Genomic DNA, 24,474 nt, shown 5'->3' with positions numbered 1-24,474 from the left:
GTCAATCGCCGCCCAGTGACAGTCATGATTACCTTGGGGGTGCGGCCCGTCAACCCGTCTTTGTGGTGCCCGCCGGCCACCGTCCGGTCGGCTGCGAAGGATCCGGTGACCACCGGTTGTCGCCGGCGGTGGGCCCGGCCGGTCGGCGCGCTCCTGAGCTGGGCGGCCGTCCTTCGGTTCGCTTTGGTGACGATCACCCTCGGTCAGGGTGTCCCGGCGGTTTCTTTGGGGCGGCCGGAATGCCGGAACCGCAATTCCGATTCCCTATCGGATAGGCAGACTTTCCTGTCTTCGGCAGGGTGCAAAGTTGGTCAACAGCCATCAATGGCGTGTTGTCCGAGCGGAACCGACTATCTGTGCCTACGCCGCCACCTGAATCAATTGTTCGAGACCTCGCCCGGGACAAAGAACGCCTGCCCTGCCCACCTCGCCTCCTGGGCCCCGTCCTCCCCCTGTCGCCCCCGGTGGTCAGGGAGGGGGCGTCGAGGTCGATCTCCAACCTGACGCTCTTCTCTTGGTCGCCGAGGGCGGGGGCGGGGCGGCGGGGCGGGGGTGAGGTGGGGGTTTACTGTTAAGAAAGTTTAATTTATGTTTCTTGCATGTCGCTGGTGGGCGTATCGGACCAGCTCGGCGCGGTGTGCCGACGCCTGCCCCGAACGAAGGAGCGTCACATGCGTCGAAGGGTCGTCCTTCCGCTGGCGTCGGCGGGTGCCGTCGTCGCCTCCCTGGCCGTCGCGGTGCCCGCCCAGGCGCACGGCTACGTGTCGGGACCGCCGAGCCGGCAGGCGCTCTGCGCCCAGGGCCGGGTCCCCGACTGCGGCCAGATCAAGTACGAGCCGCAGAGCGTCGAGGGCCCGAAGGGGCTGCGCAGTTGCAGCGCCGGGATCGGCCAGTTCGCCGTCCTCGACGACGACGCCCGGGGCTGGCCGGCCACCCCCGTCGGCAGCTCGGTGACCTTCACCTGGACCAACACCGCCCGGCACGCCACCAGCAACTGGGAGTACTGGATCGGCGGGACCCGGCTCGCGGTCGTCGACGGGGGTGGGCGACAGCCCGACGCCACCGTCTCGCACACCGTCAACCTGGGCGGCTGGTCGGGCCGGCAGAAGGTGCTCGCCATCTGGAACATCGCCGACACGGCCAACGCGTTCTACTCCTGCGTGGACCTCCAGATCGGCACCGGCGGCACCCCCACGCCCACGCCCACCAACCCGACGCCGTCCCCGTCGCCGACGAGGACGCCCACCCCCGCGCCGACCACCCCCGCGCCGGGCGGCACCTGGACGGCCGGTCAGGCGTACCGGGTGGGTGACCAGGTCACCTACGGCGGGGCGGCGTACCGGTGCGTGCAGGCCCACACCGCCCTGCCCGGCTGGGAGCCGCCGAACGTGCCCGCCCTGTGGGCCCGGCTCTGACCCGCCGGCGGGTGCGGCCCGGGGGCACGGGGCCGAGGTGGACGGGGTGGCCGCGCTCCCGCCGGGCGGCGCTGGCGCTCGCCGCTCTCCTGGCCGTCGCCGGCTGCGCGCCGGACCCCGGCCCGCCCGCCCCGGCCCCGTCGGGCGGCCCGCTGCCGGCCCCGCCGGCGGTGTCGGCGCCCGCCCCGGCCGACCTGCCGTTCCTGCGGGCGATGGTGGCCCACCACGACCGGACCCGGGTGATCGCCGCCGCGGCCACCGGGCGGATCACCGACGCCGAGCTGCGCACCCTCGTGGCCGCCGTCGACGTGACCGAGGCCGACGAGCTGGCCACCATGCGGCGCTGGCTGGCCGCGGCCCCGCACGGCGACGCACCCGGATCGCCGGGCCACCATCCGCACCACGACACCCACGACACCAGCGATGCCCAGGGCGCCAGCGCCACCCCCGACGCGCCGGCGACCGCCGACCCCGACCTGGCCCGGCTGCGCGCCGCGCCGCCGGGCCGGTTCGACGCCGTACTCGTGGAGGTGCTCACGGCCCACCAGCGCGCGGCCGTCGCGTTGGCCCGGCGGCACCTGCCGGCGGCGGTCGGCCCCGAGGTGCGCGCCCTCGCCGACCGCGTCGCCCGCTCGCGCGCCGCGCAGATCCGGCTGATGGCCGGGCTCCCGGCGGCCTGACCTGTGGGAAACCGCCCGGGGCAGCCCACGTCAGGGGCGGTACGTGTACGGTCCGGCCATGAGCAGCGGTGGGGGTGACGGCGACGGCGCGGGGGCCGGCGCGTCCAGCGGGAGGGCCGGGGCGACGCTGTTGGCGGAGGTCATCAGAGCCGACCGGGTGACGGCCCTGCGCCACGCCGTCACCGCCGCGGCCGGCGCGGCCGGGCTGGCCGACGTCGCCCTGGAGGACTTCGTGCTGGCGGTGCACGAGCTGGTGACCAACGTCGTCCGGCACGGCGGCGGCAGCGGCCGGCTGCGGCTGCGGCGTGACGGCGACCTGCTCACCTGCGAGATCGGCGACGACGGCCCCGGCCTCGGCGACGTACGCGTCGCCCTGCCCGCGCCCCACGAGGTCGGCCACCGTGGCCTGTGGCTGGCCCAGCAGCTCACCGACGGGCTGGAGATCCGGGCCGACGGCCGCGGCACCACCGCCTGGGTCAGCGCCCGCCTGCCGACCCCGGCGGCCGACCGTCGCTGACGGCCTGTGCGGCGGCCGACCGTCGGCCCGACCCGGTCGGCGGCTCGCCGCCGGCGGCGATCCGTCGGCAAGCGATCCGCTGGCGGGCGATCCGCCGGCGGGCACCCGCCGGCCGCCCCCAATGCGGCTTGGGCGACCTTCCGGGCATACTTGCGCGGGTTTGGTGTCGCTGCCGGACGGGCGGGCCGTCCGGCTGGTCGCGGTGCGGGGGTAGCGATGGTCGAGCGGTCTGCGGCACGGCACGGTGGTGGGACGCCCCTCGCACCCCCCGGCCCGGTGACCGATCCCGGGCTGCGGCAGTTGTTGGCGGGCCTGACCGCGGTCCGCGACGGGGACTTCGGCACCCGGCTGCCGGAGGACGGCGACGGCCTGCTCGGCGAGATCGCCACCGTCTTCAACGGCATGGTCGACCAGCTGTCGCTGTTCACCTCCGAGGTGACCCGGGTGGCCCGCGAGGTGGGCACCGAGGGGCAGCTTGGCGGGCAGGCCGAGGTGCCGGGCGTGTCGGGCACCTGGAAGGACCTCACGGACTCCGTCAACGCCATGGCCGGCAACCTCACCGACCAGGTCCGCGACATCGCCGAGGTGGCGACGGCGGTGGCGCGGGGCGACCTGTCGCAGAAGATCACCGTGGACGTGCGCGGCGAGATCCTGGAGCTGAAGGTCACCATCAACACGATGGTCGACCAGCTCTCGTCGTTCGCCGACGAGGTGACCCGGGTGGCCCGCGAGGTCGGCAGCGAGGGCCGCCTCGGCGGGCAGGCCGAGGTGCCCGGGGTGGCCGGCACCTGGCGGGACCTCACCGACTCGGTGAACTTCATGGCCGGCAACCTCACCAGCCAGGTCCGCAACATCGCGCAGGTGACCACGGCGGTGGCGCGGGGCGACCTGTCGCAGAAGATCACCGTGGACGCCCGGGGCGAGATCCTGGAGCTCAAGAGCACCATCAACACGATGGTGGACCAGCTCTCGTCGTTCGCCGACGAGGTGACCCGGGTGGCCCGGGAGGTCGGCACCGACGGCCGCCTCGGCGGCCAGGCGCAGGTCAGCGGCGTCGCCGGCACCTGGCGGGACCTCACGGACTCCGTCAACTCGATGGCCGGCAACCTCACCGACCAGGTCCGCAGCATCGCCCAGGTCGCCACGGCGGTGGCGCGGGGCGACCTGTCGCAGAAGATCACCGTCACGGCGCACGGCGAGATCCTGGAGCTGAAGAGCACCATCAACACGATGGTGGACCAGTTGTCGTCGTTCGCCGACGAGGTGACCCGGGTGGCCCGGGAGGTCGGCACGGAGGGCCGCCTCGGCGGGCAGGCCGACGTCAAGGGCGTCTCCGGCACCTGGAAGGACCTCACCGAGTCGGTGAACGTCATGGCCGACAACCTCACCGCCCAGGTGCGCAGCATCGCCGAGGTCACCACGGCCGTGGCCAAGGGCGACCTCACGCAGAAGATCCGCGTCGACGCCCGGGGCGAGATCCTGGCCCTGAAGGAAACCATCAACACGATGGTCGACCAGCTCTCCGCGTTCGCCGACGAGGTGACCCGGGTGGCCCGGGAGGTGGGCACGGAGGGGCGGCTCGGCGGGCAGGCCCGGGTGTCCAACGTCGGCGGCACCTGGAAGGACCTCACCGACAACGTCAACGAGATGGCCAACAACCTCACCAACCAGGTGCGCTCGATCGCGCTGGTGGCCACGGCCGTCGCGCAGGGCGACCTCAGCCGCAAGATCACGGTGGAGGCGAAGGGCGAGGTCGCCGTGCTCGCCCAGACCATCAACACGATGGTGGACACCCTGGGCGCGTTCGCCGACGAGGTGACCCGGGTGGCCCGGGAGGTCGGCACGGAGGGGCGGCTCGGCGGGCAGGCCCGGGTGCCCAACGTGGCCGGCACCTGGAAGGACCTCACCGACAACGTCAACTCGATGGCCAACAACCTCACCGGCCAGGTCCGCAACATCGCCCAGGTGACGACGGCAGTGGCCCAGGGCGACCTGACCCGCAAGATCGACGTGGACGCCCGGGGCGAGATCCTGGAGCTGAAGACGACCATCAACACGATGGTCGACCAGTTGTCGTCGTTCGCCGCCGAGGTGACCCGGGTGGCCCGGGAGGTGGGCAGCGAGGGTCGGCTCGGCGGCCAGGCCGAGGTCGAGGGGGTCTCCGGCACCTGGAAGCGGCTCACCGAGAACGTCAACGAGCTGGCCGGCAACCTCACCCGGCAGGTCCGCGCCATCGCCGAGGTGACCAGCGCGGTGGCCACCGGCGACCTGACCCGCTCGATCACCGTCGACGCCTCCGGCGAGGTGGCCGAGCTGAAGGACAACATCAACTCCATGGTGGAGTCGCTGCGCGAGACCACCCGGATGAACCAGGAGCAGGACTGGCTCAAGACCAACCTGGCCCGGATCTCCGGCCTCATGCAGGGCCACCGGGACCTGGAGGTCGTCGCGGGGCTCGTGATGGACGAGCTGGCCCCGCTGGTCTCCGCCCAGCTCGGCACGTTCCTGCTGGTCGAGGACGGCGTCGGCGAGCCGACCCTGCGGGTGGTCGGCGGGTACGGCCACCGCGCCTCCGGCCGCCGGTTCACCCTCGGCGACTCCCTCGTCGGGCAGGCCGCCGCGAGCCGGCGGGCCATCGTGGTCGACGCCGTGCCGGCCGACTACGTCACCGTCTCCTCCAGCCTCGGCGCGGCGACGCCCCGGCACCTGGTGGTGCTGCCGATCCCCTTCGAGGGCCAGGTGCTCGGCGTCATCGAGCTGGCCAGCATGAGCCGGTTCACCGAGACGCACCGCAACTTCCTCGACCAGTTGATGGAGACCATCGGCGTCAACGTCAACACCATCGTCGCCAACGCCCGCACCGACGTGCTGCTCACCGAGTCCCAGCGGCTCGCCGCCGAGCTGCGGGCCCGCTCCGAGGAGTTGCAGGCCCGCTCCGAGGAGCTCCAGCGCTCCAATGCCGAGCTGGAGGACAAGGCGGCGCTGCTGGCCCGGCAGAACCACGACATCGAGACCAAGAACTCGGAGATCGAGCAGGCCCGTCAGGAGCTGGAGGCCCGCGCCCAGCAGCTCGCGCTGGCCTCGAAGTACAAGTCGGAGTTCCTCGCCAACATGAGCCACGAGCTGCGTACGCCGTTGAACTCGCTGCTCATCCTGGCGCAGTTGCTGGCGCAGAACCCGAACCGCAACCTCACCGCCAAGCAGGTCGAGTACGCCACCGTCATCCACTCCGCGGGCACCGACCTGCTCCAGCTCATCAACGACATCCTCGACCTGTCCAAGGTCGAGGCGGGGAAGATGGACGTCAACCCGGAGACGTTCGCGCTGAGCGAGCTGCGCGACTACGTCGACGCGACGTTCCGGCCGCTGACCACGCCGCGCGGCCTGGAGCTGGACATCAGCACCGGCCCGGACGTGCCGCAGTGGCTGCACACCGACGAGCAGCGGCTGCGGCAGGTGCTGCGCAACCTCGTCTCCAACGCGGTCAAGTTCACCGAGCAGGGCCGGGTGCAGCTGCGCATCGAGCGGGCCCGCCCCGACGAGCTGCCGGAGGGGTCCACCCCGGGGGAGACCGTGCTGGCGTTCCGGGTCGTCGACACCGGGATCGGCATCGCCGAGCAGCACCTCACCGCCATCTTCGACGCGTTCCAGCAGGCCGACGGCACCACCAGCCGCCGCTACGGCGGCACCGGGCTGGGCCTGTCGATCAGCCGGGAGATCGCCCACCTGCTCGGTGGCCGGATCGCCGCGCGCAGCGTCCTCGGCCGGGGCAGCACCTTCACGCTCTACCTGCCGGCCACGCTCACCGGCCCGGTCGCCCCCGCGCCCCCGGCCGCGCCGGCCGCCCCGTCGACCGTTCCGCCGCCCGCCGCGTCCCCCGCCGGCCGCGTGGAGCGCGACCGGGCCGCCGGGCCGCACCCGGGGGCGGCGCCGGCCGTGGAGCCCCCAGCCGGGCCGCGGCGGGTCCTCGTCCTCGAACACCACGACAAGGGCCTGCTGACCATGCTGGTCCACGGCGTGACGGCCGGGCTGGCCGGCCCGCCGGTCGAGGTCGCCACCGCACTGGACGCCCCGGCTGCGCTGGAGGCCGTCGCGGCGCGCCGGCAGCACTGCCTGGTCGTCCACCTCGACCTGCCCGACGACAGCGGGGCGGTGCTCCTGCGGGCGCTGCACGACGCCCCCGCGCACCGGGGCGTGCCCGTGCTGGCGTACCACGCGCGCCCGTTGGCGGCCGGCCAGGAGGCGCTGCTGCGGGCGGTGGCCGGCGACCGTCCGCTGGAGATCCTCGGCAGCCTGGACGACCTGCGGGAGCGGATCGTGCTGCACCTGTCGGCGGACGCGACCGGGCACGTGGTGCCCCTCGCCCGGCCCCTGCCCGTGGCCGCCGCGCCCGGGGAGGGCTTCGGCGTCGGCCTCGCCGGCCGCAAGGTGCTGGTGGTCGACGACGACGCCCGCAACGTCTTCGCCCTGACCAACATCCTGGAGCTGCACGGCCTCGACGTGGTCTACGCCGAGAACGGCCGCAAGGGCATCGAGACGCTGATGCGCCACGACGACATCGACCTCGTGCTGATGGACGTGATGATGCCCGAGATGGACGGGTACGCGGCCACCGCCGCGATCCGCGCCATGCCGCGCTACGCGGACCTGCCGATCATCGCGGTCACCGCCAAGGCGATGCGCGGCGACCGGGAGAAGAGCATCACCTCCGGCGCCAGCGACTACGTCACCAAACCGGTGGACGCCGAGGACCTGCTGCACTGCATCCGCCGCTGGCTCGACGGCTGACGCCCCGACCCGTCCCGTCCGGCGGGTCGCGCGCATCGCGGGCGCGGGGGTCGGTGGCGGGCCGCGCGTCGGGGGAGCGGGTCGGGAGGCCGCGCGTCCGGGGGCCGCGCCTCGGGAGCGCGCGCCGTGTCGCCGACCTGGCGGCATCCTGGCGCGGGGATACCGCCACCTCGCCGGCATCCGCGCCGGAGAGCACGCGGCGCGGGCACAATGCCGGGATGAGCGAGCGACGGGTGAGTCTCGACGATCTGGGCGCGTGGCTGGTCAAGGGCAACGCCGACCGGGTCGATCTCGCCGCCCGGTTCCGCCGTGACCCCCGGGTCGAGAGCTGGTGCGTACGCCCCGGCTACCGGGCCCGGCTGATGCGCCCCGGTCAGCCGGTGGTGCTGTGGGCCAGCGGCAGCCGGGGCCAGCTGCCGTACGGGGTCTGGGGCGTGGGCCGCATCGCCGCCCCGCCGGTGGTCGACGGCGACGGGGGCTGGTCGGTGCCGCTGGACCTGACCGTCCTCGACGAACCCGACCGGGTGCCCCGGCGACGGCTGCGCGCCGACGCGCGGCTGGGCGGGCTGGAGGTGCTCCGCCAGCCGCAGGCGGCCAACCCGTCGTACCTCACGGTCGCCCAGTTCGCCGCGCTCCGCGACCACCTTCCGCCCCGCTGACCTCCCGCCCGATCAGTCGGAAACCGGACGCGCGACGACGCTGCAGGGGGGGTACGGCGTGGCTACCATGTGTCGACGCCTTCCGAGCAGAGAGGTCGGCCCGCGTGCGTTGTCCCGCTGCTCGCTCCGTCCCGGCCGTGGTGGCCGTGGCGCCGCGGCGTGCCGGGGCCGTGCCGGCCCCCGGGTCGGCCCGACCGTGGCGGCTGGCCGGGCTGCTGCTGGCGGCGGTGGGCGCGGGCATCGTCACGGCGGTCCTGTTCTCCGGCCCGGCGGCGGCGGACGAGGGCCCGGGGTCACCCCGCCACGCCGACCCGTCCGCCGGCGCTCTCGCCCCCGACGAGGCCGGCCGGGCGGGCCTCGCGTCGCCCGACGGGCCGCGTACCGGCTCGTCCCTGCGGGATCCCGCGCGGCCCGACCGGGAGCGTCCCGGCCCGCTCCGGGGGGTGCTCCGGCCCCCGCCGACCCCGGTCCCGTCCACCCCCGGCCCGTCGGATCCCGGCCCGACCGATCCCGGCCCGTCGAAGCCCGCCCCGGCCGATCCCGAGCCGTCCCCGCCGGGTGCGCCCGCCGAGCCGGGTGCGCCGAGCAGGCCGTCCGAGCCGTCTGCGCCGTCCGCGCCGAGCAGACCCTCCGAGCCGGGCGCGCCGGCCGGGGCCGTGCCACCCGGGCCGGCCGAGCCCGGGTCGGCGGCGGGCCGGCCCGCCGCCGTCACCCCCGTCCCCGGCGGCCCGGCCGGTCCGGGCACGTCGCCCGGCGGGGTCGCGGTCGCGCCGGGCGGACCGGCCGCGCCGGACGGGGCGCCGCAGCACCCCGCGGTCCCGCCCACCGATCCCGCTGCGGCGGTGCCCTCCGTGGGGTCGGGTCGGGGCGGCGACGGGCGGCTCGCGCACTGCCTGCCGCAGGTCGTCGGTGGCCTGACGAGCTCCCTCGGCGCCCTGCTCGCCTCGGCCCTCTCCGGGCTCGACCAGCATCTCGTGGCCCCGGTCCTGGGCCTGGTGGGCAACCTGCTCCCGCGGGTGCTGCCGATGCCGCCCCTGGTCCCGTCCGATCCCGCCGACCCGGCGGTGTCCGCGCCGCCCCGGGCGGGGCCGGCACCCGGGGGCGGGCCGGTCGACCCGGTGGACGCCCCGGCGGCGGTCCCCGGTGGTGAAGCGCGGTCCGTGGTCCCGTCCGGGCGGTCCGGCGGCGTGGCCGAGGCCCCGGCCGGGACGTTCCTGGCGGCGTGGCCGGCCGCCCCGGCCGGCGCGTCGTCGGATTCGTCGTCCGCCTCCGTCCGGGCGGCGGCGGGGCCGACGTCGGCGGGTGGCCCGGGCCGGCCCGTGTCGCCCACGGGCGACCGCGCCGACGATCTGCGCACCGGGTCCGGGCCCACGCCCGCCGCGGCCGACGCCTCGCGCTCGTCGGTGTGCGCCGCCGGCCGGCACCGCATCGCCCGCCCGCCGGTCTCGGCCCAGAGCCGGGCTCCGGGGGTCGCCGCCCGTCCCGGCTGAGTCTCGGCAGGGCCCGTCCCGCGGTCCACGGCCCCGTGCCGTGCCGCACCGCCGACGTGGCCGTACGGGGCCTGCGGGCGTCCACCAGGGACCGCCGTGGGCCGACGCCGCCCGTTCCGCGCGCACCGAACCCCACCCCGCCCTCCCCCGAGCCGGCGTGGCCGGGGCGACGTGCCGCGTACCCGAGATCGGAGATCCGTGGTGATCCACGTTGTCGTGGCCGAGGACATGGGACTGCTGCGCAGCGCGCTGTGCGCCGCGCTGTCGAGCGAGGAGGACATCGAGGTGATCGCCGACGCCGCCGACGTCGGCGAGCTGTGGTCGGTGCTGCGCCGGGAACGCCCCGACGTGCTGGTGCTGGACCTGAAGCCGGAGTTTCCCGAGTCGGCGGAGGTGGTGGCCAAGGTGGTCGCCGAGGCGCCGGGGACGGCCGTGCTGGCGATGAGCCACCGGTGGAGCCCGCCGCTGGTCGAGGCCGCCCTGGCCGCCGGGGCGCGCGGGCTGGTCAGCAAGGACGTCGCGCTGTCGGAGCTGGTCCGCGCCGTGCGCACCACCGCCGCCGGGGAACGGGTGATCGACCCGTCCGCCGCCGTCGCGGTGCTCAGCCCGCCGGTCAACCCGCTCACCCGCCGGGAGCAGGAGGTGCTGCGGGCGGCCGCCGAGGGCGTGCCGCTGAAGGAGATCGCCCGCCGGCTCTACCTGGCCCACGGGACGGTGCGCAACCACCTGTCGGCGATCCTGCACAAGACGGGGGCCCGCAACCGCATGGAGGCGGTCCGGGTGGCGCAGCGGGAGGGATGGTTGTAACGACCCCGGACGGGGTACCGACGAGGCGATCCGCTACCCCGTTCGCCGATCGAGCGATGCATTGTAATTCGTGTTTGAATGTTCACGATCTGTGATGCGCCGAGACGCCTGGGAGAGGTCCAACGTGATCCGTACCCTGCTCGCCCTGGACGGTGCCCTGGTCCGGGGCGCGTTGTCGCTCGTCCTCGCAGCCGAGGAGGACATCCACGTGGTGGGGGAGGTGGGCCGCGGCGACGCGGTCGAACGGGCGCTCCGCGCCGGCCGGCCGGACGTCGCCGTGGTGGATTTCGATCTGATCAACGAGACCCCGGCGGTGGTGGGCCCGGCGACGGCACAACCGTGCCCGCTGCTGGTGCTCGCCGACCCGCGCCGCGCCCGGGGCCTGCACGGGGTGTTCGCCCCCGGGCGCACCGTCGGCATCCTCGCCAGCGACGTCGCGCCTCAGCGGGTGGTCGACGGGGTCCGCCGCCTCGCCCGCCGGGAGTCGGTGGTCGACGCCGAGCTCGTCATGGCGGCGCTCGCCGCCGACTGCCCGCTGACCGCCCGGGAGACCGAGGTGCTGCGGCTGACCGCCGCCGGCGCACCGGTCGCCGAGGTGGCCGGGTCGCTGCGGCTGTCCTGCGGCACCGTCCGCAACCACCTGGGGCGGATCGCCCGCAAGACCGGGGCCCGCACCCGGATCGAGGCGGTCCGGTTCGCCCGCGAGTCCGGCTGGATCTGAGGCCGGCCCGGCCCGCCGCAGCCCGGGGCGGTCAGCTCCGGGCGGCGGCGGCCGGCCGGTCGTCCCAGTGGCCGACGAGTTCCCGGTACGTCGCCGACCGGGCCAGCAGCTCCTCGTGGGTGCCGACCACCGGCCGTGCGCCGTCGAGCACCAGCACCCGGCGGGCCCGCACGGCCGAGCTGATCCGGTGGGCGATCACCACCAGCGTGCCCGGGCGTCGGGCGAAGGCCTCCTCGACCCGCGCCTCGGCGGCCGGGTCCAGGTGGCAGGTCGCCTCGTCGAGCAGCACCAGCGGGGCGGGGGAGAGGTACGCCCGCACCGCCGCGATCAGCTGCCGTTCGCCGGCCGAGAGCGCCGCCGGCTCCACCTCCCCGGCCAGCCCGCCGAGTCGGGCGGCGAGCGGGCCCGCACCGAGGGCGTCGAGGGCGGCGGCGACCGTGGCGTCGTCGGCGTCCGGCCGCAGGTAGCGCAGGTTGTCGGCGAGTGACCCCGTGAAGACGTACGCCTCCTGCGGCACCAACGCCCGCAGCCGGGCCAGGGCCTCGGGCGGGGCGTCGGCGACCGGGACCCCGCCGAGGCGCACGCTGCCGGCCTGCGGCGCGAGCAGCCCGGACAGCAGGGCGGCCAGGGTGGACTTGCCCGCCCCGCTCGGCCCGACCACGGCGAGGTGCTCCCCGGCGGCCAGCGTCACGCCCGCGTCCTCGAGCACCGGCCGCGCCGCGACGCCGTACCGGAACGTCAGCCGCCGGGCGCAGACGGCGGGCGGCTCGCCGTCTGCCGGGACGGGTGCGCCGTCGGCCGGGACGGGTGCGGCGTCGGGCCGCCCCACGGGTGTGCCGCCCGCCTCGTCGGGGCAGGCCCGCAGGATGCGGTCGAGGGTGACCACGTAGCGCAACCCGCCGCCCCCGACGCCCTGCACCAGCGCGTGCAGGGCGGGCTGGACGCCGGTGGAGACGTACATCAGCGCGCCGAGCACCGCCCCGGCGGTGAGGCCCCGGTCGACCAGCCAGGGCGCGGCGAGCAGCAGCACCGCCAGCGGCAGCCAGCCGCCGAGGCCGAGGCTGAGGCTGCGCACGGCGGACATCCGGGCCAGCGTGCGCTCGGCGGCGGCCTGGTCGGCCACCCGCGTGTCCACGTCGGCGACGACCCGCCCGGCCGCGCCGCAGGCCCGCACGTCGCGGTGCCCGGTCAGCGCGGTGGAGGCGGCCCGCCCCAGCTCCTCCCCGGCGCGCACGTACCGGCGCTGCAGCCCCGCCATCGCCGGGAGCGCGGCGAGGAACACCACCAGCCCCGCGACGAGGGGCGCGCCCACCAGCGCCGCGACCACCGGGTCGAGGGCGAGCAGCCCGATCAGGGCCGCGCCGGCGGCGAAGAGGAACCCCCGGGTCACCAGGAGCAGGCCGGCGAAGGTGTCGCGGACCAGCTCCACCTGGTGCGTCAGCCGGGCCGCGGCGGCGCTGTCCGGGCGTCCGCCGGGCCGGGTCGCGTCGTGCAGGGCGGCCCGGACCACCCGGGCGGCGAGGTCGTCGCGGAACGGTTCGACCACCGCGCCGAGGCTGCGGTACGTCCGGCCGGTCGCCACCGCCCCGACGAGCACCGCCGCGCCCAGCGCCGCCAGCCAGCCGAGCCCCGTGCCGAGCCGCCCGGCCAGGAAGCCCCCGTCGACGGCCCGCGCCACCAGGGCCCCCGACAGCAGCGCCGGCAGCGCCTCCACGGCCGACCAGCCGGCCAGCCGCGCCACGGCCGCGCGCCGGGCGCGCAGCGCCGCCCACGTGGCGCGCCCCACCCCGGCCGTGCCCGCGCGGCCGCCCCGGGCGCTCACCCGGCCTCCCCGTCGGTGCGGAAGACCGCCCGGTACGCCGGGTCGGCCCAGAGCCGGGAGTGCGGGGCGACGGCCCGCAGCCGCCCGCCGTCGAGCCACGCCACCAGGTCGGCCGCCGCCGCCGTGGCGGCCCGGTGGGTGACCACGAGGCGGGTACGTCCGCCCGGGCCCCCGGTCACCGCCCGGGAGATCCGGTGCTCGGTGACGGTGTCCAGGCTGGACGTGGCGTCGTCGAGGATCAGCAGCCGGCGCGCCCCGGCGAACGCCCGGGCCAGCCCGAGGCGCTGCGCCTCGCCGCCGGAGAACGGCGCGTCGGCCAGCGGGGTGCGGAAGCCCTGCGGCAGCCGGGCGACGACGTCGTCCACGGCCGCCGCCTCGGCGGCCCGCCGCACGGCGACCGTCGCCGGGGCGCCGTCGGCCGGGGGCGCGGCCTGCTGCGGGGGCAACGCCAGGCCGACCGCGTCGTGCACGGTCGCGCCGACCAGGGCGGGACGGTCGAAGGCGTAGCCGACGGCGCGGCGCAGCTCGGCCGGGTCGAGCCGGGGCAGCGGCACCCCGTCGAGCCGCACCTGACCGGCGTCGGGGTCGTGCAGCCGGCCGGCGACGGCGGCGAGGGTGGACTTGCCGGCGCCGGAGGAACCGACCACCGCCACCGTCGCGCCGGCCGGCACGTCCAGGTCGACGCCGTGGAGGACGGGCCGGCCGTCGTCGCCGTGCACGGTCACGCCGTGCAGCCGCAGCGCCCCGGCGCCCGGCGGCAGCGGGGCGTCGCCGTCGGCCGGCGCGGGCAGGGCGAGCAGCTCGGCGACGCGGGCGGCCCCGGAGCGGCTGCGCACGAGCCGGTTCAGGGTGGCCAGCACCGCGCCCAGCCCCGCCCCGGTCGCCGCGTAGCGGACCGCCGAGACGAGCTGGCCGGGGGTGAGCCAGCCGGCCGTCAGGGCGTACCCGCCGACGGCGACCACGGCCAGTTGCAGCAGCGGCGCGACGGCGGCGGTGCGGGCGCTGGCGCGGGCCAGCAGCTCCCAGCCGCGCCGGCCGTACCCGCCCAGCTCCGGCAGGGTGGCGAGCACCCGGGCCTGTTCCCGTCGCCGGGTCCCGGCGGCGGCGATGGTCCGCGCGCCCGCGAGGGACTCCAGCAGCCGGCCGGCGATCCGGTTCAGGGCCTTCTGGTAGCCGGCGGTGGCCGCCGACGCGTCGGTGACGAACGCGCGCATCAGGCCGGCGAGCAGCACGAGGCCGGCGAGCAGGGTGATCCCCAGCGCCGGCTCGATCAGGGTGAGCGCCACGACGCTGCCCAGCGGGGGCAGCAGCGCGATCGCGCCCAGCACGACGGTGTTGCCGGCCTGGCCGGCGTCGGCGGCCTGCCCGACCAGCCGGCCCACCAGGTCGCCCACCGGGTACCGGCGGGCGGCGCGCACGTCGAGGGCGAACAGGTGCCGCAGCAGCCGGCCGCGTAGCCGGGCGGTGGCCCGGGCGGCCCCGTAGCCGCCGGCCAGGTCGCCGAGGGTGTCGGTGGCGACGAGCACGGCGACCAGGGCGCAGACGGCCACCGGCCACCAGCGGCTCCCACCGGTCAGGGCCGCGTCGACGGCGAGCCCGAGCGCCGCCGGCAGCAGCAGCTCGGCGACGGCGCCGGCCAGGGTGACCGCGCCCAGCGCCCAGGCCCAGCCCCCGGCGTCGCGGGCGGCCTGGCGGAACGGCCCGTCGCCCCTGCGCATCGCGCCTCCCCGCATAACGGCGGGCGGCCCCGGGTGGACACGTCTGTCCACCCGGGGCGCCGCGGAACGGCCTGGGTCAGTTGCAGGTGGTGACGGAGAGGCCGCTGTCGCCGCAGAGCAGCAGGCTCGCGCTGGAGCCACCGCCGGTGCGGTCGGCCGGGGCCATCTCGAGGCCCTGGAGGTCGAGGAGCGCCATGTTGATCAGTCCTTTCGGAGGTGGTGCGGTGGATGGGGTCAGTTGCAGGTGGTGACGGAGAGGCCGCTGTCGCCGCAGAGCAGCAGGCTCGCCCGGGAGTCGCCGCTGGTGCGGTCGGCCGGGGCCAGCTCGAGGCCCTGGAGGTCCAGGAGTGCCATGTCGAATCACCTCCCCCCGTCGGGTAGCGGGTCGTGACCGCCCCCGCCGCTGCGGGGGAGTTCGGGCGCGCCGGCCAGCGGCGCGAGGAAGGGCAGGGTCGCCGGCTCGTCGTGCCGCGCGCAGGCCAGCGCGAACAGCACCCCGGCGGCGCCGGTGCCCAGGTCCATGGAGAGCCGCAGCAGCTGCTCGCCGGGGAAGGCGGTCCCGCCGCCGTACGGCAGCGCGTGCCAGCCGAGCCGGCGCAGCTGCGCGTCCAACTCGCGGCGGCTGTCCGCGTCGGGGAGCGTCGCCAGGTACGCGATGATCCCGGCCCGGCCGGCGAAGAGGCCGGACTGGGCGTAGAACGGGGACCGGGCGGCCCGGCGTGCCCCGGCGCTGGCCTCGGCGAAGCGCTCGTCGGCGCGGTGGCGGAGGTACTGGTCGAGGACCAGGCCGACGCCGACGCCGCCCTGCCCGAGGTACGGCATGGTGCGCCAGCCCTCGTTGACCTCCAGCGCCCCGTTCGGGCGCACCACGCACCGGCGCAGGTCCTGCCGCAGCGCGGTGGCGGCGTGCTCCAGCAGCGCCGGGTCGCCGGTCAGCTCGTGCATCCGCACCAGCAGCAGCGCCGCCCCGGTGCGCCCGCGCAGCAGCCCCGCGTACGGATTCCGGCCGCCGCTGATGTCCGGGCCGGGGTCGTCGGCGAGCCGGTCGAGCACGGCTGCGGTGACCTCGTCGGCGGCGGCGCGCAGCGCGGTCTCCCCGGTGCGCCCGGCCAGCTCGGCGAGGTTCAGGGCGATGCCGGACAGGCCGTTGGCCAGGCTCAGGTCCAGCTCGGTCCAGGGCTGGCGCAGGCAGACGTCGAGGACGTCGAGGGCGTCGGCGCGGCGGCCCAGGTGCTCCAGCGCGTACGCCACGCCGTGCAGGCCGTCGTAGAAGCCGATCCGGGTGCCCGACGCCGGGGCGGTGGCCCGCCGCACGAGCCACTGTTCGTGCTCGGGGAACCGGCCCGCGCCGCTGACGGCGAGGGCGTGCAGCACCCCGGCCGCGCCGTGGGCCAGGTTGAGCCCGCCGCTGCGGAACTGCTCGATGTCGCCGGGGAAAAGCCGGTCGTCGCGCTGCGGCGTGGCGCTGGCGAGGATCGCGGTGACGATCCGCCGACGCGTGCCGGGCCAGTCGCCGGTCGCGTCGAAGGCGTCGTCGGCGTCGTCCGGCTGCCCTTGGCCGGTCGCGGTGTGCCCGCCGTCGCCGGCGTCCGCGCGTCCGCCGCCGGTGATCTCGGCGACCGCCTCGGCCAGCCACTCGCGGGGCACCGGGAAGTGCTCGGCGACGACGTCGGCGAGGTGGGCGGCCTTGTCGGGGGCGAGCCGGACGAGCTGGGTCAGCGGCAGGAACAGGGCCAGGCGCAGGCAGGCCAGCGCGTACCGGTCGACGGCGGGGCCGGTGCGGTCGTTCGGCGCGGCGAACCCCTGGTTGCGCAGGCCGGGGCGGCGGTGCCCCTCGATCGGGGCGGTGACCTCGAAGTCGACCAGGGCCACCCGGTCGCCGGGGCGGACCATGATGTTGAACAGGTGCAGGTCGCCGTAGACGAGGCCGCGCTCGTGGATCGCGCCGACGATCGCCTCGACCTGGGTGAGGACGTCGCGCGCCCAGCGGGCGTACTCGGCCCGGTCGGCGTCGGTGGCGTCGGAGTCGATCAGCGGGTACTTCTCGACGACCACCTTGTTCAGCGACCGGCCCTCGACGAACTCCAGGGCCAGGAACCGGTGGTCGCCGATGGCGAACTCGTCGTGCACGGCGGGCACCTGGGGCAGGTCGGCGAGCCGGCGCAGCGCGGCGGCCTCCCGGGCCAGCCGGGCCACCGCGTCGACGCCGTCGGCGTCGAGGCCGGCGTGCGGGCGGGCCTCCTTGAGCACCACCTGGGCGTCGGTGCGCAGGTCGCGGCCCACGTACAGGCCGCCGCCGTTGGAGAAGTGGATGACCTTCTCGATCTTGTAGGGGACCTCGGTGGTGCTGGTGGCGTTGCGGGCGGCCAGGTGCGGGGCCAGGAAGTCCGGCAGCGACACCCAGTCGGGCAGGTGGAACACCGGGTCGCGGCGGTCGGGCACCAGGGTGCCGGAGGCGTCGGCGATCGCCGGGACGACCTGCCCGTCCGGGGAGAGGCAGTAGCGGCGGGCGAAGCCGCCGTAGCGCACGTGCACCGGCCCGGCGCCGTAGCGCAGGTCGCTGAGGATGTACGGCCCGGCCTCGCCGGCGAGCAGCGCGTCGAGCTCCTTGCAGGCCAGCTCCAGCTCGGCGGTGTCCTGCGGGTAGATGGTGACGAACTTGCCGCTGGCCGACCGCGAGGCGTACTTCGAGTTGCGCAGCAGCAGGGTGCGCGGCCCGCGCAGGAACTTGAACGACATTCCGCGCGGCACGCAGTAGTCCCACACCGCGTCGAGCACCCGCTCGGCGTTGTCGAGGGTCGCCGACACATGGATCTTCCAGCCCTGCTGGGGCAGCGAGCCGCCCTCCGGTGCGTGGATCAGCCAGTCGTCGAGCGGTTCGCGACGCCAGCCGGCCGGCACGTCCCGCCCGGCGGCGGCGAACGCCGGCTGCGCGACCGCGCTGCCCGGCGAGTCGTAGAAGATCCGGTCCGCGGCGCAGTAGTTGTCGTAGCGCTCGTCCACCGTGACCCCCTCCGCGATCTCGGCCGGTTCGTTTGCCCGGCGACGGATACGAGTCTCGTGGACCGGACCCGCCCGCCCCCAGTGCAGTTAGTCATGCCCATGGATGCGGGGCGCACGGTCCGCGGTGACAAAAGTCACCGGCGACCCGTGCCGCCTCGAAAGAAAGAACCGGCCGACGCCGTGGGGGCGTCGGCCGGTTCCGGAGAACCGCGACCGGTCAGTCGGTGGCGTGCCGCTGCGCCCGGTAGCGGGCGATCAGGGCGCGGGTCGACGAGTCCAGGCCGGACAGGTCGGCCTCGTCGCCGGTGAGCAGCGGCGCGAGCTGGTTGGCCATCACCTTGCCCAGCTCCACCCCCCACTGGTCGAACGGGTTGATGTCCCAGATCGCGCCCTCGGTGAACACGATGTGCTCGTAGAGCGCGATGAGCTGGCCGAGCACGGCCGGGGTCAGCTCGGCAGCGACGATCGAGGTGGTCGGGTGGTTGCCCGGCATCACCTTGTGCTCCGCCAGCTCCGCCGGGGTGCCCTCGGCCTCCACCTGCTCCCGGGTGCGCCCGAACGCCAGCGCCGCGGTCTGCGCGAAGAAGTTCGACATGAACAGGTCGTGCATGTCGCCCAGGTCGTGCCGGGGCCGGCTGAACCCGATGAAGTCCGCCGGCACCAGCCGGGTGCCCTGGTGGATGAGCTGGTAGAAGGCGTGCTGACCGTTGGTGCCGGGCTCGCCCCAGAAGATCTCCCCGGTGTCGTACGACACGCGGGTGCCGTCCAGCGTCACCGACTTGCCGTTGCTCTCCATCGTGAGCTGCTGCAGGTACGCCGGGAACCGGTGCAGGTACTGCGAGTACGGCAGCACCGCGTGGGTCTGCGCGCCCAGGAAGTTGGTGTACCAGACGTTGAGCAGCCCGAGCAGCGCCGGCACGTTGCGCTCCACCGGCGTGGTGCGGAAGTGCTCGTCGACGGCGTGGTAGCCGGCCAGCAGCTCCCGGAACCGCGCCGGCCCGACCGCCAGCATCACCGACAGCCCGACGGCCGAGGGCAGCGAGTAGCGCCCGCCCACCCAGTCCCAGAAGCCGAACATGTTCGCCGGGTCGATGCCGAAGTCGCGCACCCGCTGCTCGTTGGTGCTCACCGCGACGAAGTGCCGGGCCACCGCCGAGGCGTCGCCGCCCAGGCCGGCGAGCAACCAGTCGCGGGCCTGCCGCGCGTTGGCCAGCGTCTCCTGGGTGGAGAACGTCTTCGACACCACCACGAACAGGGTGCTCGCCGGGTCCAGGTCGGCCGTCGCCTCGGCGATGTCCGTCGGGTCGATGTTGGAGACGAACCGGCAGGAGATCCCCGCGTCCCGGTACGCCCGCAGCGCCTCGTACGCCATCACCGGCCCCAGGTCGGAGCCGCCGATGCCGATGTTGACCACCGTGCGGATGCGCTCGCCGGTGTGCCCGACCCACTCGCCGGAGCGGACCCGGTCGGCGAACGCCGCCATCCGGTCCAGCACCGCGTGCACGTCGGCCACCACGTCGCGGCCGTCCACGGTCAGCGCCGCGCCCGCCGGGGCGCGCAGCGCCGTGTGCAGCACCGCCCGGTCCTCCGTGGTGTTGATGTGCGCCCCGGCGAACATGGCCGCGATCCGGTCGGTCAGCCGGGCCCGCCCCGCCAGGGCGGCGAGCAGGGCCAGCGTCTCGTCGGTGACCAGGTTCTTGCTGTAGTCGACGTGCAGGTCCGCCAGCTCGCCGGCCAGCCGCTCACCGCGGTCCGGGTCGGCGGCGAACAGGTCGCGCAGGTGCGCGTCCCGCAGCTTCTCCGCGTGCGCCGCCAGCGCCCGCCACTCGTCGGTGGTGGTGATCTCCTCGGCCATTACGGCTCTCCTCCCGCACCTGCTCACAACCGTTGCGCGGCCGTAACCGTACTGCGTGTGCCCGGCCGCCCGGGCCAGACTGCCACCAGCCGGGACGTGGCGCACCCCCGGCGCGCGCACCGCCGCCCGCGCGTCCGGCCCGGCGGCGAACCTGTCGTACCCCGGGGGCATGATCTTTCCCAGGACGGGCGCCGTGGGGCCCGTTCCGGTGGGCCACCGTGCCCCGCCGATCCCCTGTCGTCGTGCGCCGGCCCGCCGCCGGTGCTCCAGATCGGCGCGCCCGCGGGCGCCCGGGTCGGAGGTCGCAGTGCCCCAGACGCAGCACGCACCGTGGGAGCGGCGCAGCCTCGCGCCGGTGCTGCCCGCGGTGCGCCCCCGCAAGCTGGCGAAGGTCCCCTTCGTCGAGCTGGCGGACGGCCGGTTGCAGGGCGTGGTGTCCAGCGGCTCCGACATCGAGCGGGTCTACGTCTCCTCGGTCACCGCCGGCAGCCACGCCTACCACTGCTCCACCAACAACAACCGGCCCTGCGGCGGCCTGCGCGGCGCGCCCTGCAAGCACCTGCACGCGCTGCTCGACGAGGCCGTCCTGCAATACGGCGTCGCCCGCGTCGGGCGCTACCTGCGCGTCGACGTCCCCGACGGGGCGCAGACCGGCGGCGACCTGCTCCGGGCGCTGCACGGCCACCACGAGCCCACCCCGGCGGCGGTCGTGTTCAGCCGGTTCCTGCGCCACCTGGCCTACCTGGAGCTGCCGGCGGCCGACGGGCCGCTGCCCGAGCTGCACTGGTTCCCGGCGACCGGGGCGGGCCGCTGATGCGGGGGGCCCAGCTCAGCGCGCTGGCCGACGCGCCGCTCGGCGTCGACGCGGCCCTCGACGTGGTCGCCGGCCTCGACGACGCCCTGGTCACCGGCCTGGCCCGCCCGGGCGAGGCGCAGCTCGCCGCGCTCGGCGACCTCGCCGCCGCCCTGGCCGTCACCCCGCTGGGCGGCCGGGTCGCCGAGGCGGTCGCGAAGGTCACCGCCGGCGCGCCCGCCGACGAGCACCTCGCCGCCCTGGCCGGGGCGCGCACCGCCCTGCTCGGCGCGGCCCACGACGCCCTGCTCGCCGCCGCCGACGCCGCGCTCGGCCGGGAGCGCGCCGCGCTGCCCGCCCCGCCGGCCGGGCCGTTGCCGGCCGGGGCCGCCGCCCCGCTGCCCGCCGCCCGGTCCTGGCTGACCGAGCTGGCCATCACCGGCTGGCGCGGGGTCGGTCACGACCTGGCGGCGGCCGGGGCCCGGCCGATCGAGGCGAGTCTCGCCGTCGCGCCGCTGCGCCGGCTCGCCGTGCTCCTCGACGGCCTGGCCGGCGAGCTGGCCGCGTCCTGCCCGGTGGCCACCATGCCGGCGGTGCCGGCCCGGCGGTGGGCCGACCTGTGGGCCCGCGCCGTGCTGCTCGCCCAGGACGACGCCCGGGTGGCCGACCCGGCCGCCACCGAGCGCGTCTCCGGCCGGCTGCTGGTGCTCGGCGTCGACGTGCACGAGCACGCCACCGCCGTCCAGGCGCAGGTGCACGCCGTCCTCGAACCGCCCGGCGGGGCCCCGCCGCGGCTGGTCCGCACCGCCGTCGCCGCGACGAAGGTCGACACGATCGTCGGCCCGGCGCTGTGGCGGCTGCTCGCCGACCACCCGGTCCTGCTGGCCGCGCTGGCCGGCCGCCGCGCCCTGGAGGTGACCGACCTGCCGCTGACCGGCGGTGACCTGTGGTGGCGCGACGGGCAGGCCCGGGTCGGTGAGCCGGCCGACCCGTTCGCCACCGCCCGGGTGCTGCTGCCCGCCGCGGCGGCCGCGCCGACGCCGCCGCTGGACCGGCACCCCGTGGCCGTCGCCGAGCCGGTGCTGCTGGAGGGCTACGCGGTCGACGCCACCGGCGACGACGTCCGGTTCACCGTCGACGGGGTGAGCGTCGCGGTCGACGTCGACCGGCTGCCGACCTGCGGCCCGCTCACCCCCGCCCTGGTCGCCGCCTCGACGGCCTGCCTGGGCCTGCTGCGCTGGGACGCCGGCCGGTGGACGGTGCAGCCGCTGGCCGTGCAGAGCACCGTCAAGCGGGCCACCGTCGTCGCGCACACCGGCGACTGGGCGCAGGGCCCCACCGACGCGAAGGTCGCCAAGGCCGAGGCGAAGGCCGGCGACTCCGTCGCCGTGCTGCGGGAACGCGCCGGACGGCTGCTGCGCCGATGACCGCGACCCCCGACACCCCGCAGGGCCTGCCCGCAGCCACCCCGCCGGGCACGCCCGTGAACGCCGATGCCAACCGCCGGCAGGTGCTCTACTGGCGGCTGCTGGCCCGGTTGTTCGACCCCGAGGAGCAGCCGGCGCTGGAGGCGGCGAGCGTCGCCGTCGTCGACGACCTCGGCCTGCCGGCCGCGCTGCTGGACCCGGCGGTCTCCGTCGACACCGTCGTGCAGCGCTTCCCCGACCTGGCCGGGGAGCTGACCGGCCTGCTCACCCCGCCCGAGGCCGAGCAGCCTGCGGCCACCGAGCCGCCGGCGACCGAGCCAACGGCCACTGAGCTGCCGGCCACTGAGCTGCCGGCGACCGAGCCAACGGCGGCGACTGCGCCGCCGGCGGGCGACGTGGCCCCGGCGGGCGACGTGGCCCCGGCGGGCGACGGGCCGGCTGCGCCGGCCGGCGGCGCGGAGGTGCGCCGGGCCGCGCTGGTGTCGAAGCTGCTGCTCAACGTGTTCGCCACCGGCGGCGGCAGCGTCAGCGCCACCCAGCTCGCCCGGTGGCAGTCCGACGCCGGCTGGTTCGAGCGGGCCCTGGGCTGCGAGCCCGGCGAGCTGCGCCGGCAGGCCGGCGACGGGCCGAACGGCGGCCTCGGCGGGGTGCTCGCCGGGCTGGAGGGCGACCTGGTGCGCCGGATGCACCTGCGCGAGGTCCTCGCCGACCCGAAGCTGGCCGCGAAGCTCACCCCGAGCATGTCGCTGATCGAGCAGCTGCTGCGCGACAAGTCGAACCTGTCCGGGGCGGCGCTGGCCAACGCCAAGTCGCTGATCCGCCGCTACGTCGACGAGGTCGCCGAGGTGCTGCGCACCCAGGTCGAGCAGACCAGCGTCGGCGCGATCGACCGGTCGGTGCCGCCGAAGCGGGTGTTCCGCAACCTCGACCTGGACCGCACGATCTGGAAGAACCTCACCAACTGGAGCCCGGAGGACCAGCGCCTCTACGTCGACCGGCTCTTCTACCGGCAGACCGCCCGGCGCACCACCCCGGCCCGGCTGATCGTGGTCGTCGACCAGTCCGGCTCGATGGTCGACTCGATGGTCAACTGCACGATCCTGGCGTCCATCTTCGCCGGCCTGCCCAAGGTCGACGTGCACCTCATCGCGTACGACACCCGGGCGCTGGACCTGACCCCGTGGGTGCACGACCCGTTCGAGGTGCTGCTGCGCACCAAGCTCGGCGGCGGCAACGACGGCCCGGTGGCGATGGCCATGGCCCGGCCGAAGATCACCGAGCCGCGCAACACCGTGCTGGTCTGGATCTCCGACTTCTACGAGTTCGACCGCTCCCAGCCGCTGTTCGACGGCATCGAGGCGGTGCACCGCTCCGGGGTGAAGTTCATCCCCGTCGGCTCGGTCAACAGCTCCGGCAGCCAGATCGTCAACCCCTGGTTCCGGCAGCGCTTCAAGGACCTGGGCACCCCGGTCGTCTCCGGCCACATCCGCAAGCTCGTCTTCGAGCTGAAGAACTTCCTCACCTAGGAGACCCCTGACATGTCCGAGATGTTGCGCGCCCCCGCCGAGGTCACGTTCGCCGAGGAGCTGGCCTGGCTGGAGTCGGTCGACACCGACCCGAAGCCATTCTCGTGGCGGCTGAGCCCCCGGATGGTGCGGCTGTTCGTCCTCGGCTCCGAGCGGGCCGACGGGCTCGACCGGGAGGTCGCCCAGAAGTGGTTCGGCGACCGCAGCTTCGTCGAACGCGCCATCGTCACCCTCGCCTCCGACCGGGGCCTGCTGCTCATCGGCGACCCGGGCACCGGCAAGAGCTGGCTCGCCGAGCTGCTCGCCGCCGCGATCTGCGGCAACTCCACCCTCGTGGTGCAGGGCACCGCCGGCACCACCGAGGACCACATCAAATACTCGTGGAACGTCTCGATGGTCATCGCCCGGGGGCAGTCCCGCGAGTCGATGATCCCGTCGCCCATCATGACCGCGATGGAGCAGGGCGTCATCGGCCGCTTCGAGGAGCTGACCCGCTCCACCAGCGACGTGCAGGACGCCCTGATCTCCATCCTGTCCGAGAAGTACGTCGCCATCCCCGAGCTGGACGCCGACAACATCGTCTTCGCCAGGCCCGGCTTCTCCATCATCGCCACCGCCAACAGCCGCGACCGGGGCGTCAACGACCTCTCCTCGGCGCTGAAGCGGCGGTTCAACTTCGTCCGCATCCCCGTGGTGACCAACAAGCGCAGCGAGGCGGAGATCGTCCGGTTCCGCACCGAGGAGCTGCTGCGCCGGCACCGCATCGAGCTGGACGTCCCGCCCACCCTGCTGGACATCCTGTTGCAGAGCTTCGCCGACCTGCGGGCCGCCGCCGCGTCGGCCACGAGCGACGACGAGAAGCTGGAGTCGGCGCTGTCCACCGCCGAGCAGATCGGCGTCCTGGAGGACGCCATCCTGCACAGCCAGTTCTTCGGCGACCGCGTCCTGCGCGCCGAGACCCTCGCCGGCTCGCTGGTCGGCTCGCTGGCCCGGCGCACCCCGGAGGACCTGGCGATCCTCAACAAATACCTGCACGGCGTGGTGGAGCCCCGGGCCAAGGCCGACGGCGGCCCGTGGGAGGGCTTCCTCGACGGCGGCCGCCAGACGATCGCCACCCTGTCGTGACCGGCCCGACGACCACCCCGCCGGGCGCGGGCCCCGGGGTGCACCCGCCCGCCGTCGTCGCGCCGGCCCCCACCCCGCCCCCCGGCCTCCCCACCCCGCCCCCCGGCCTCCCCGCCCTGTCCTCCGGC

At 75.8% G+C, this 24,474-nt stretch carries 18 protein-coding genes; 12 read left to right on the top strand and 6 right to left on the bottom strand.

Annotated elements, in window-relative coordinates; translation table 11 throughout:
* Nucleotides 1–671: 671 nt before the first annotated feature.
* The 8 genes from HDA31_RS15770 (at nt 672) to HDA31_RS15735 (ending at nt 11,077) form a co-directional block, all read left to right on the top strand.
* Nucleotides 672–1,415 carry a lytic polysaccharide monooxygenase gene (locus HDA31_RS15770; RefSeq protein WP_178064631.1) on the top strand — a complete coding sequence of 248 codons (744 nt, stop codon included), beginning with the start codon at nt 672–674 and terminating at the stop codon, nt 1,413–1,415.
* Complete coding sequence (locus HDA31_RS15765; RefSeq protein ID WP_246384600.1) at nt 1,400–2,095, top strand: DUF305 domain-containing protein; 696 nt, start codon at nt 1,400–1,402, stop codon at nt 2,093–2,095. The genes HDA31_RS15770 and HDA31_RS15765 overlap by 16 nt, the downstream gene beginning before the upstream one ends.
* Nucleotides 2,096–2,153: 58 nt before the next feature.
* Nucleotides 2,154–2,612: an ATP-binding protein gene (locus HDA31_RS15760; protein ID WP_246384601.1), complete on the top strand. Its 459-nt coding sequence runs from the start codon at nt 2,154–2,156 to the stop codon at nt 2,610–2,612.
* Between the two features lie 276 nt (nt 2,613–2,888).
* Nucleotides 2,889–7,400 carry a HAMP domain-containing protein gene (locus HDA31_RS15755; protein WP_246384602.1) on the top strand — a complete coding sequence of 1,504 codons (4,512 nt, stop codon included), beginning with the start codon at nt 2,889–2,891 and terminating at the stop codon, nt 7,398–7,400.
* A 218-nt stretch (nt 7,401–7,618) separates the two neighbouring features.
* Nucleotides 7,619–8,059, top strand: coding sequence for a hypothetical protein (locus HDA31_RS15750; RefSeq protein WP_178064633.1), 441 nt, complete (start codon nt 7,619–7,621; stop codon nt 8,057–8,059).
* Between the two features lie 146 nt (nt 8,060–8,205).
* Nucleotides 8,206–9,549, top strand: coding sequence for a hypothetical protein (locus HDA31_RS15745; protein ID WP_178064634.1), 1,344 nt, complete (start codon nt 8,206–8,208; stop codon nt 9,547–9,549).
* A gap of 201 nt (nt 9,550–9,750) precedes the next feature.
* A complete protein-coding gene (locus HDA31_RS15740; protein ID WP_246384603.1) occupies nt 9,751–10,356 on the top strand; it encodes a response regulator transcription factor in 606 nt (201 codons plus the stop codon).
* Nucleotides 10,357–10,480: 124 nt separating this feature from the next.
* Entirely contained in the window at nt 10,481–11,077 is a 597-nt protein-coding gene (locus HDA31_RS15735; protein WP_074476207.1) for a response regulator transcription factor, read from the top strand.
* A 31-nt stretch (nt 11,078–11,108) separates the two neighbouring features.
* On the opposite strand, the gene HDA31_RS15730 is transcribed toward HDA31_RS15735, so the two are convergent.
* The 6 genes from HDA31_RS15730 to pgi all read right to left on the bottom strand — a co-directional run bounded on the left by HDA31_RS15730 (nt 11,109) and on the right by pgi (nt 19,475).
* On the bottom strand, nt 11,109–12,899 hold the full coding sequence (locus HDA31_RS15730; RefSeq protein WP_178064636.1) for an ATP-binding cassette domain-containing protein: 1,791 nt from the start codon (nt 12,897–12,899) through the stop codon (nt 11,109–11,111).
* Nucleotides 12,896–14,617, bottom strand: coding sequence for an ATP-binding cassette domain-containing protein (locus HDA31_RS15725; protein WP_219825051.1), 1,722 nt, complete (start codon nt 14,615–14,617; stop codon nt 12,896–12,898). The genes HDA31_RS15730 and HDA31_RS15725 overlap by 4 nt, the downstream gene beginning before the upstream one ends.
* A 76-nt stretch (nt 14,618–14,693) precedes the next feature.
* Nucleotides 14,694–14,813: a SapB/AmfS family lanthipeptide gene (locus HDA31_RS15720; protein WP_043963346.1), complete on the bottom strand. Its 120-nt coding sequence runs from the start codon at nt 14,811–14,813 to the stop codon at nt 14,694–14,696.
* A 38-nt stretch (nt 14,814–14,851) separates the two neighbouring features.
* Nucleotides 14,852–14,971 carry a SapB/AmfS family lanthipeptide gene (locus HDA31_RS15715; protein WP_074476205.1) on the bottom strand — a complete coding sequence of 40 codons (120 nt, stop codon included), beginning with the start codon at nt 14,969–14,971 and terminating at the stop codon, nt 14,852–14,854.
* A gap of 6 nt (nt 14,972–14,977) precedes the next feature.
* Nucleotides 14,978–17,620 carry a class III lanthionine synthetase LanKC gene (lanKC, locus tag HDA31_RS15710; RefSeq protein WP_178064637.1) on the bottom strand — a complete coding sequence of 881 codons (2,643 nt, stop codon included), beginning with the start codon at nt 17,618–17,620 and terminating at the stop codon, nt 14,978–14,980.
* Nucleotides 17,621–17,837: 217 nt separating this feature from the next.
* A complete protein-coding gene (gene pgi / locus HDA31_RS15705) occupies nt 17,838–19,475 on the bottom strand; it encodes a glucose-6-phosphate isomerase (RefSeq protein ID WP_178064638.1) in 1,638 nt (545 codons plus the stop codon).
* A 307-nt stretch (nt 19,476–19,782) separates the two neighbouring features.
* Between pgi and HDA31_RS15700 the strand changes: the two genes are divergently transcribed.
* Genes HDA31_RS15700 through HDA31_RS15685 form a run of 4 tightly spaced genes read left to right on the top strand, consistent with a single transcriptional unit; the run spans nt 19,783 to nt 24,346 of the window.
* Entirely contained in the window at nt 19,783–20,289 is a 507-nt protein-coding gene (locus HDA31_RS15700; RefSeq protein ID WP_376701388.1) for a hypothetical protein, read from the top strand.
* Entirely contained in the window at nt 20,289–21,695 is a 1,407-nt protein-coding gene (locus HDA31_RS15695) for a hypothetical protein (RefSeq protein WP_178064639.1), read from the top strand. The genes HDA31_RS15700 and HDA31_RS15695 overlap by 1 nt, the downstream gene beginning before the upstream one ends.
* Nucleotides 21,692–23,221, top strand: coding sequence for a VWA domain-containing protein (locus HDA31_RS15690; RefSeq protein ID WP_246384604.1), 1,530 nt, complete (start codon nt 21,692–21,694; stop codon nt 23,219–23,221). Before HDA31_RS15695 ends, HDA31_RS15690 begins: the two co-directional genes overlap by 4 nt.
* 12 nt (nt 23,222–23,233) lie before the next feature.
* Complete coding sequence (locus HDA31_RS15685) at nt 23,234–24,346, top strand: ATP-binding protein (protein ID WP_074476200.1); 1,113 nt, start codon at nt 23,234–23,236, stop codon at nt 24,344–24,346.
* Nucleotides 24,347–24,474 lie beyond the last annotated feature (128 nt).

Source organism: Micromonospora carbonacea (assembly GCF_014205165.1).
In the GTDB taxonomy this organism is placed as follows: Bacteria; Actinomycetota; Actinomycetes; order Mycobacteriales; family Micromonosporaceae; genus Micromonospora; species Micromonospora carbonacea.
Note: the sequence above shows the minus strand (reverse complement) of the source record. Positions and strands in the feature narration are given on the sequence as shown.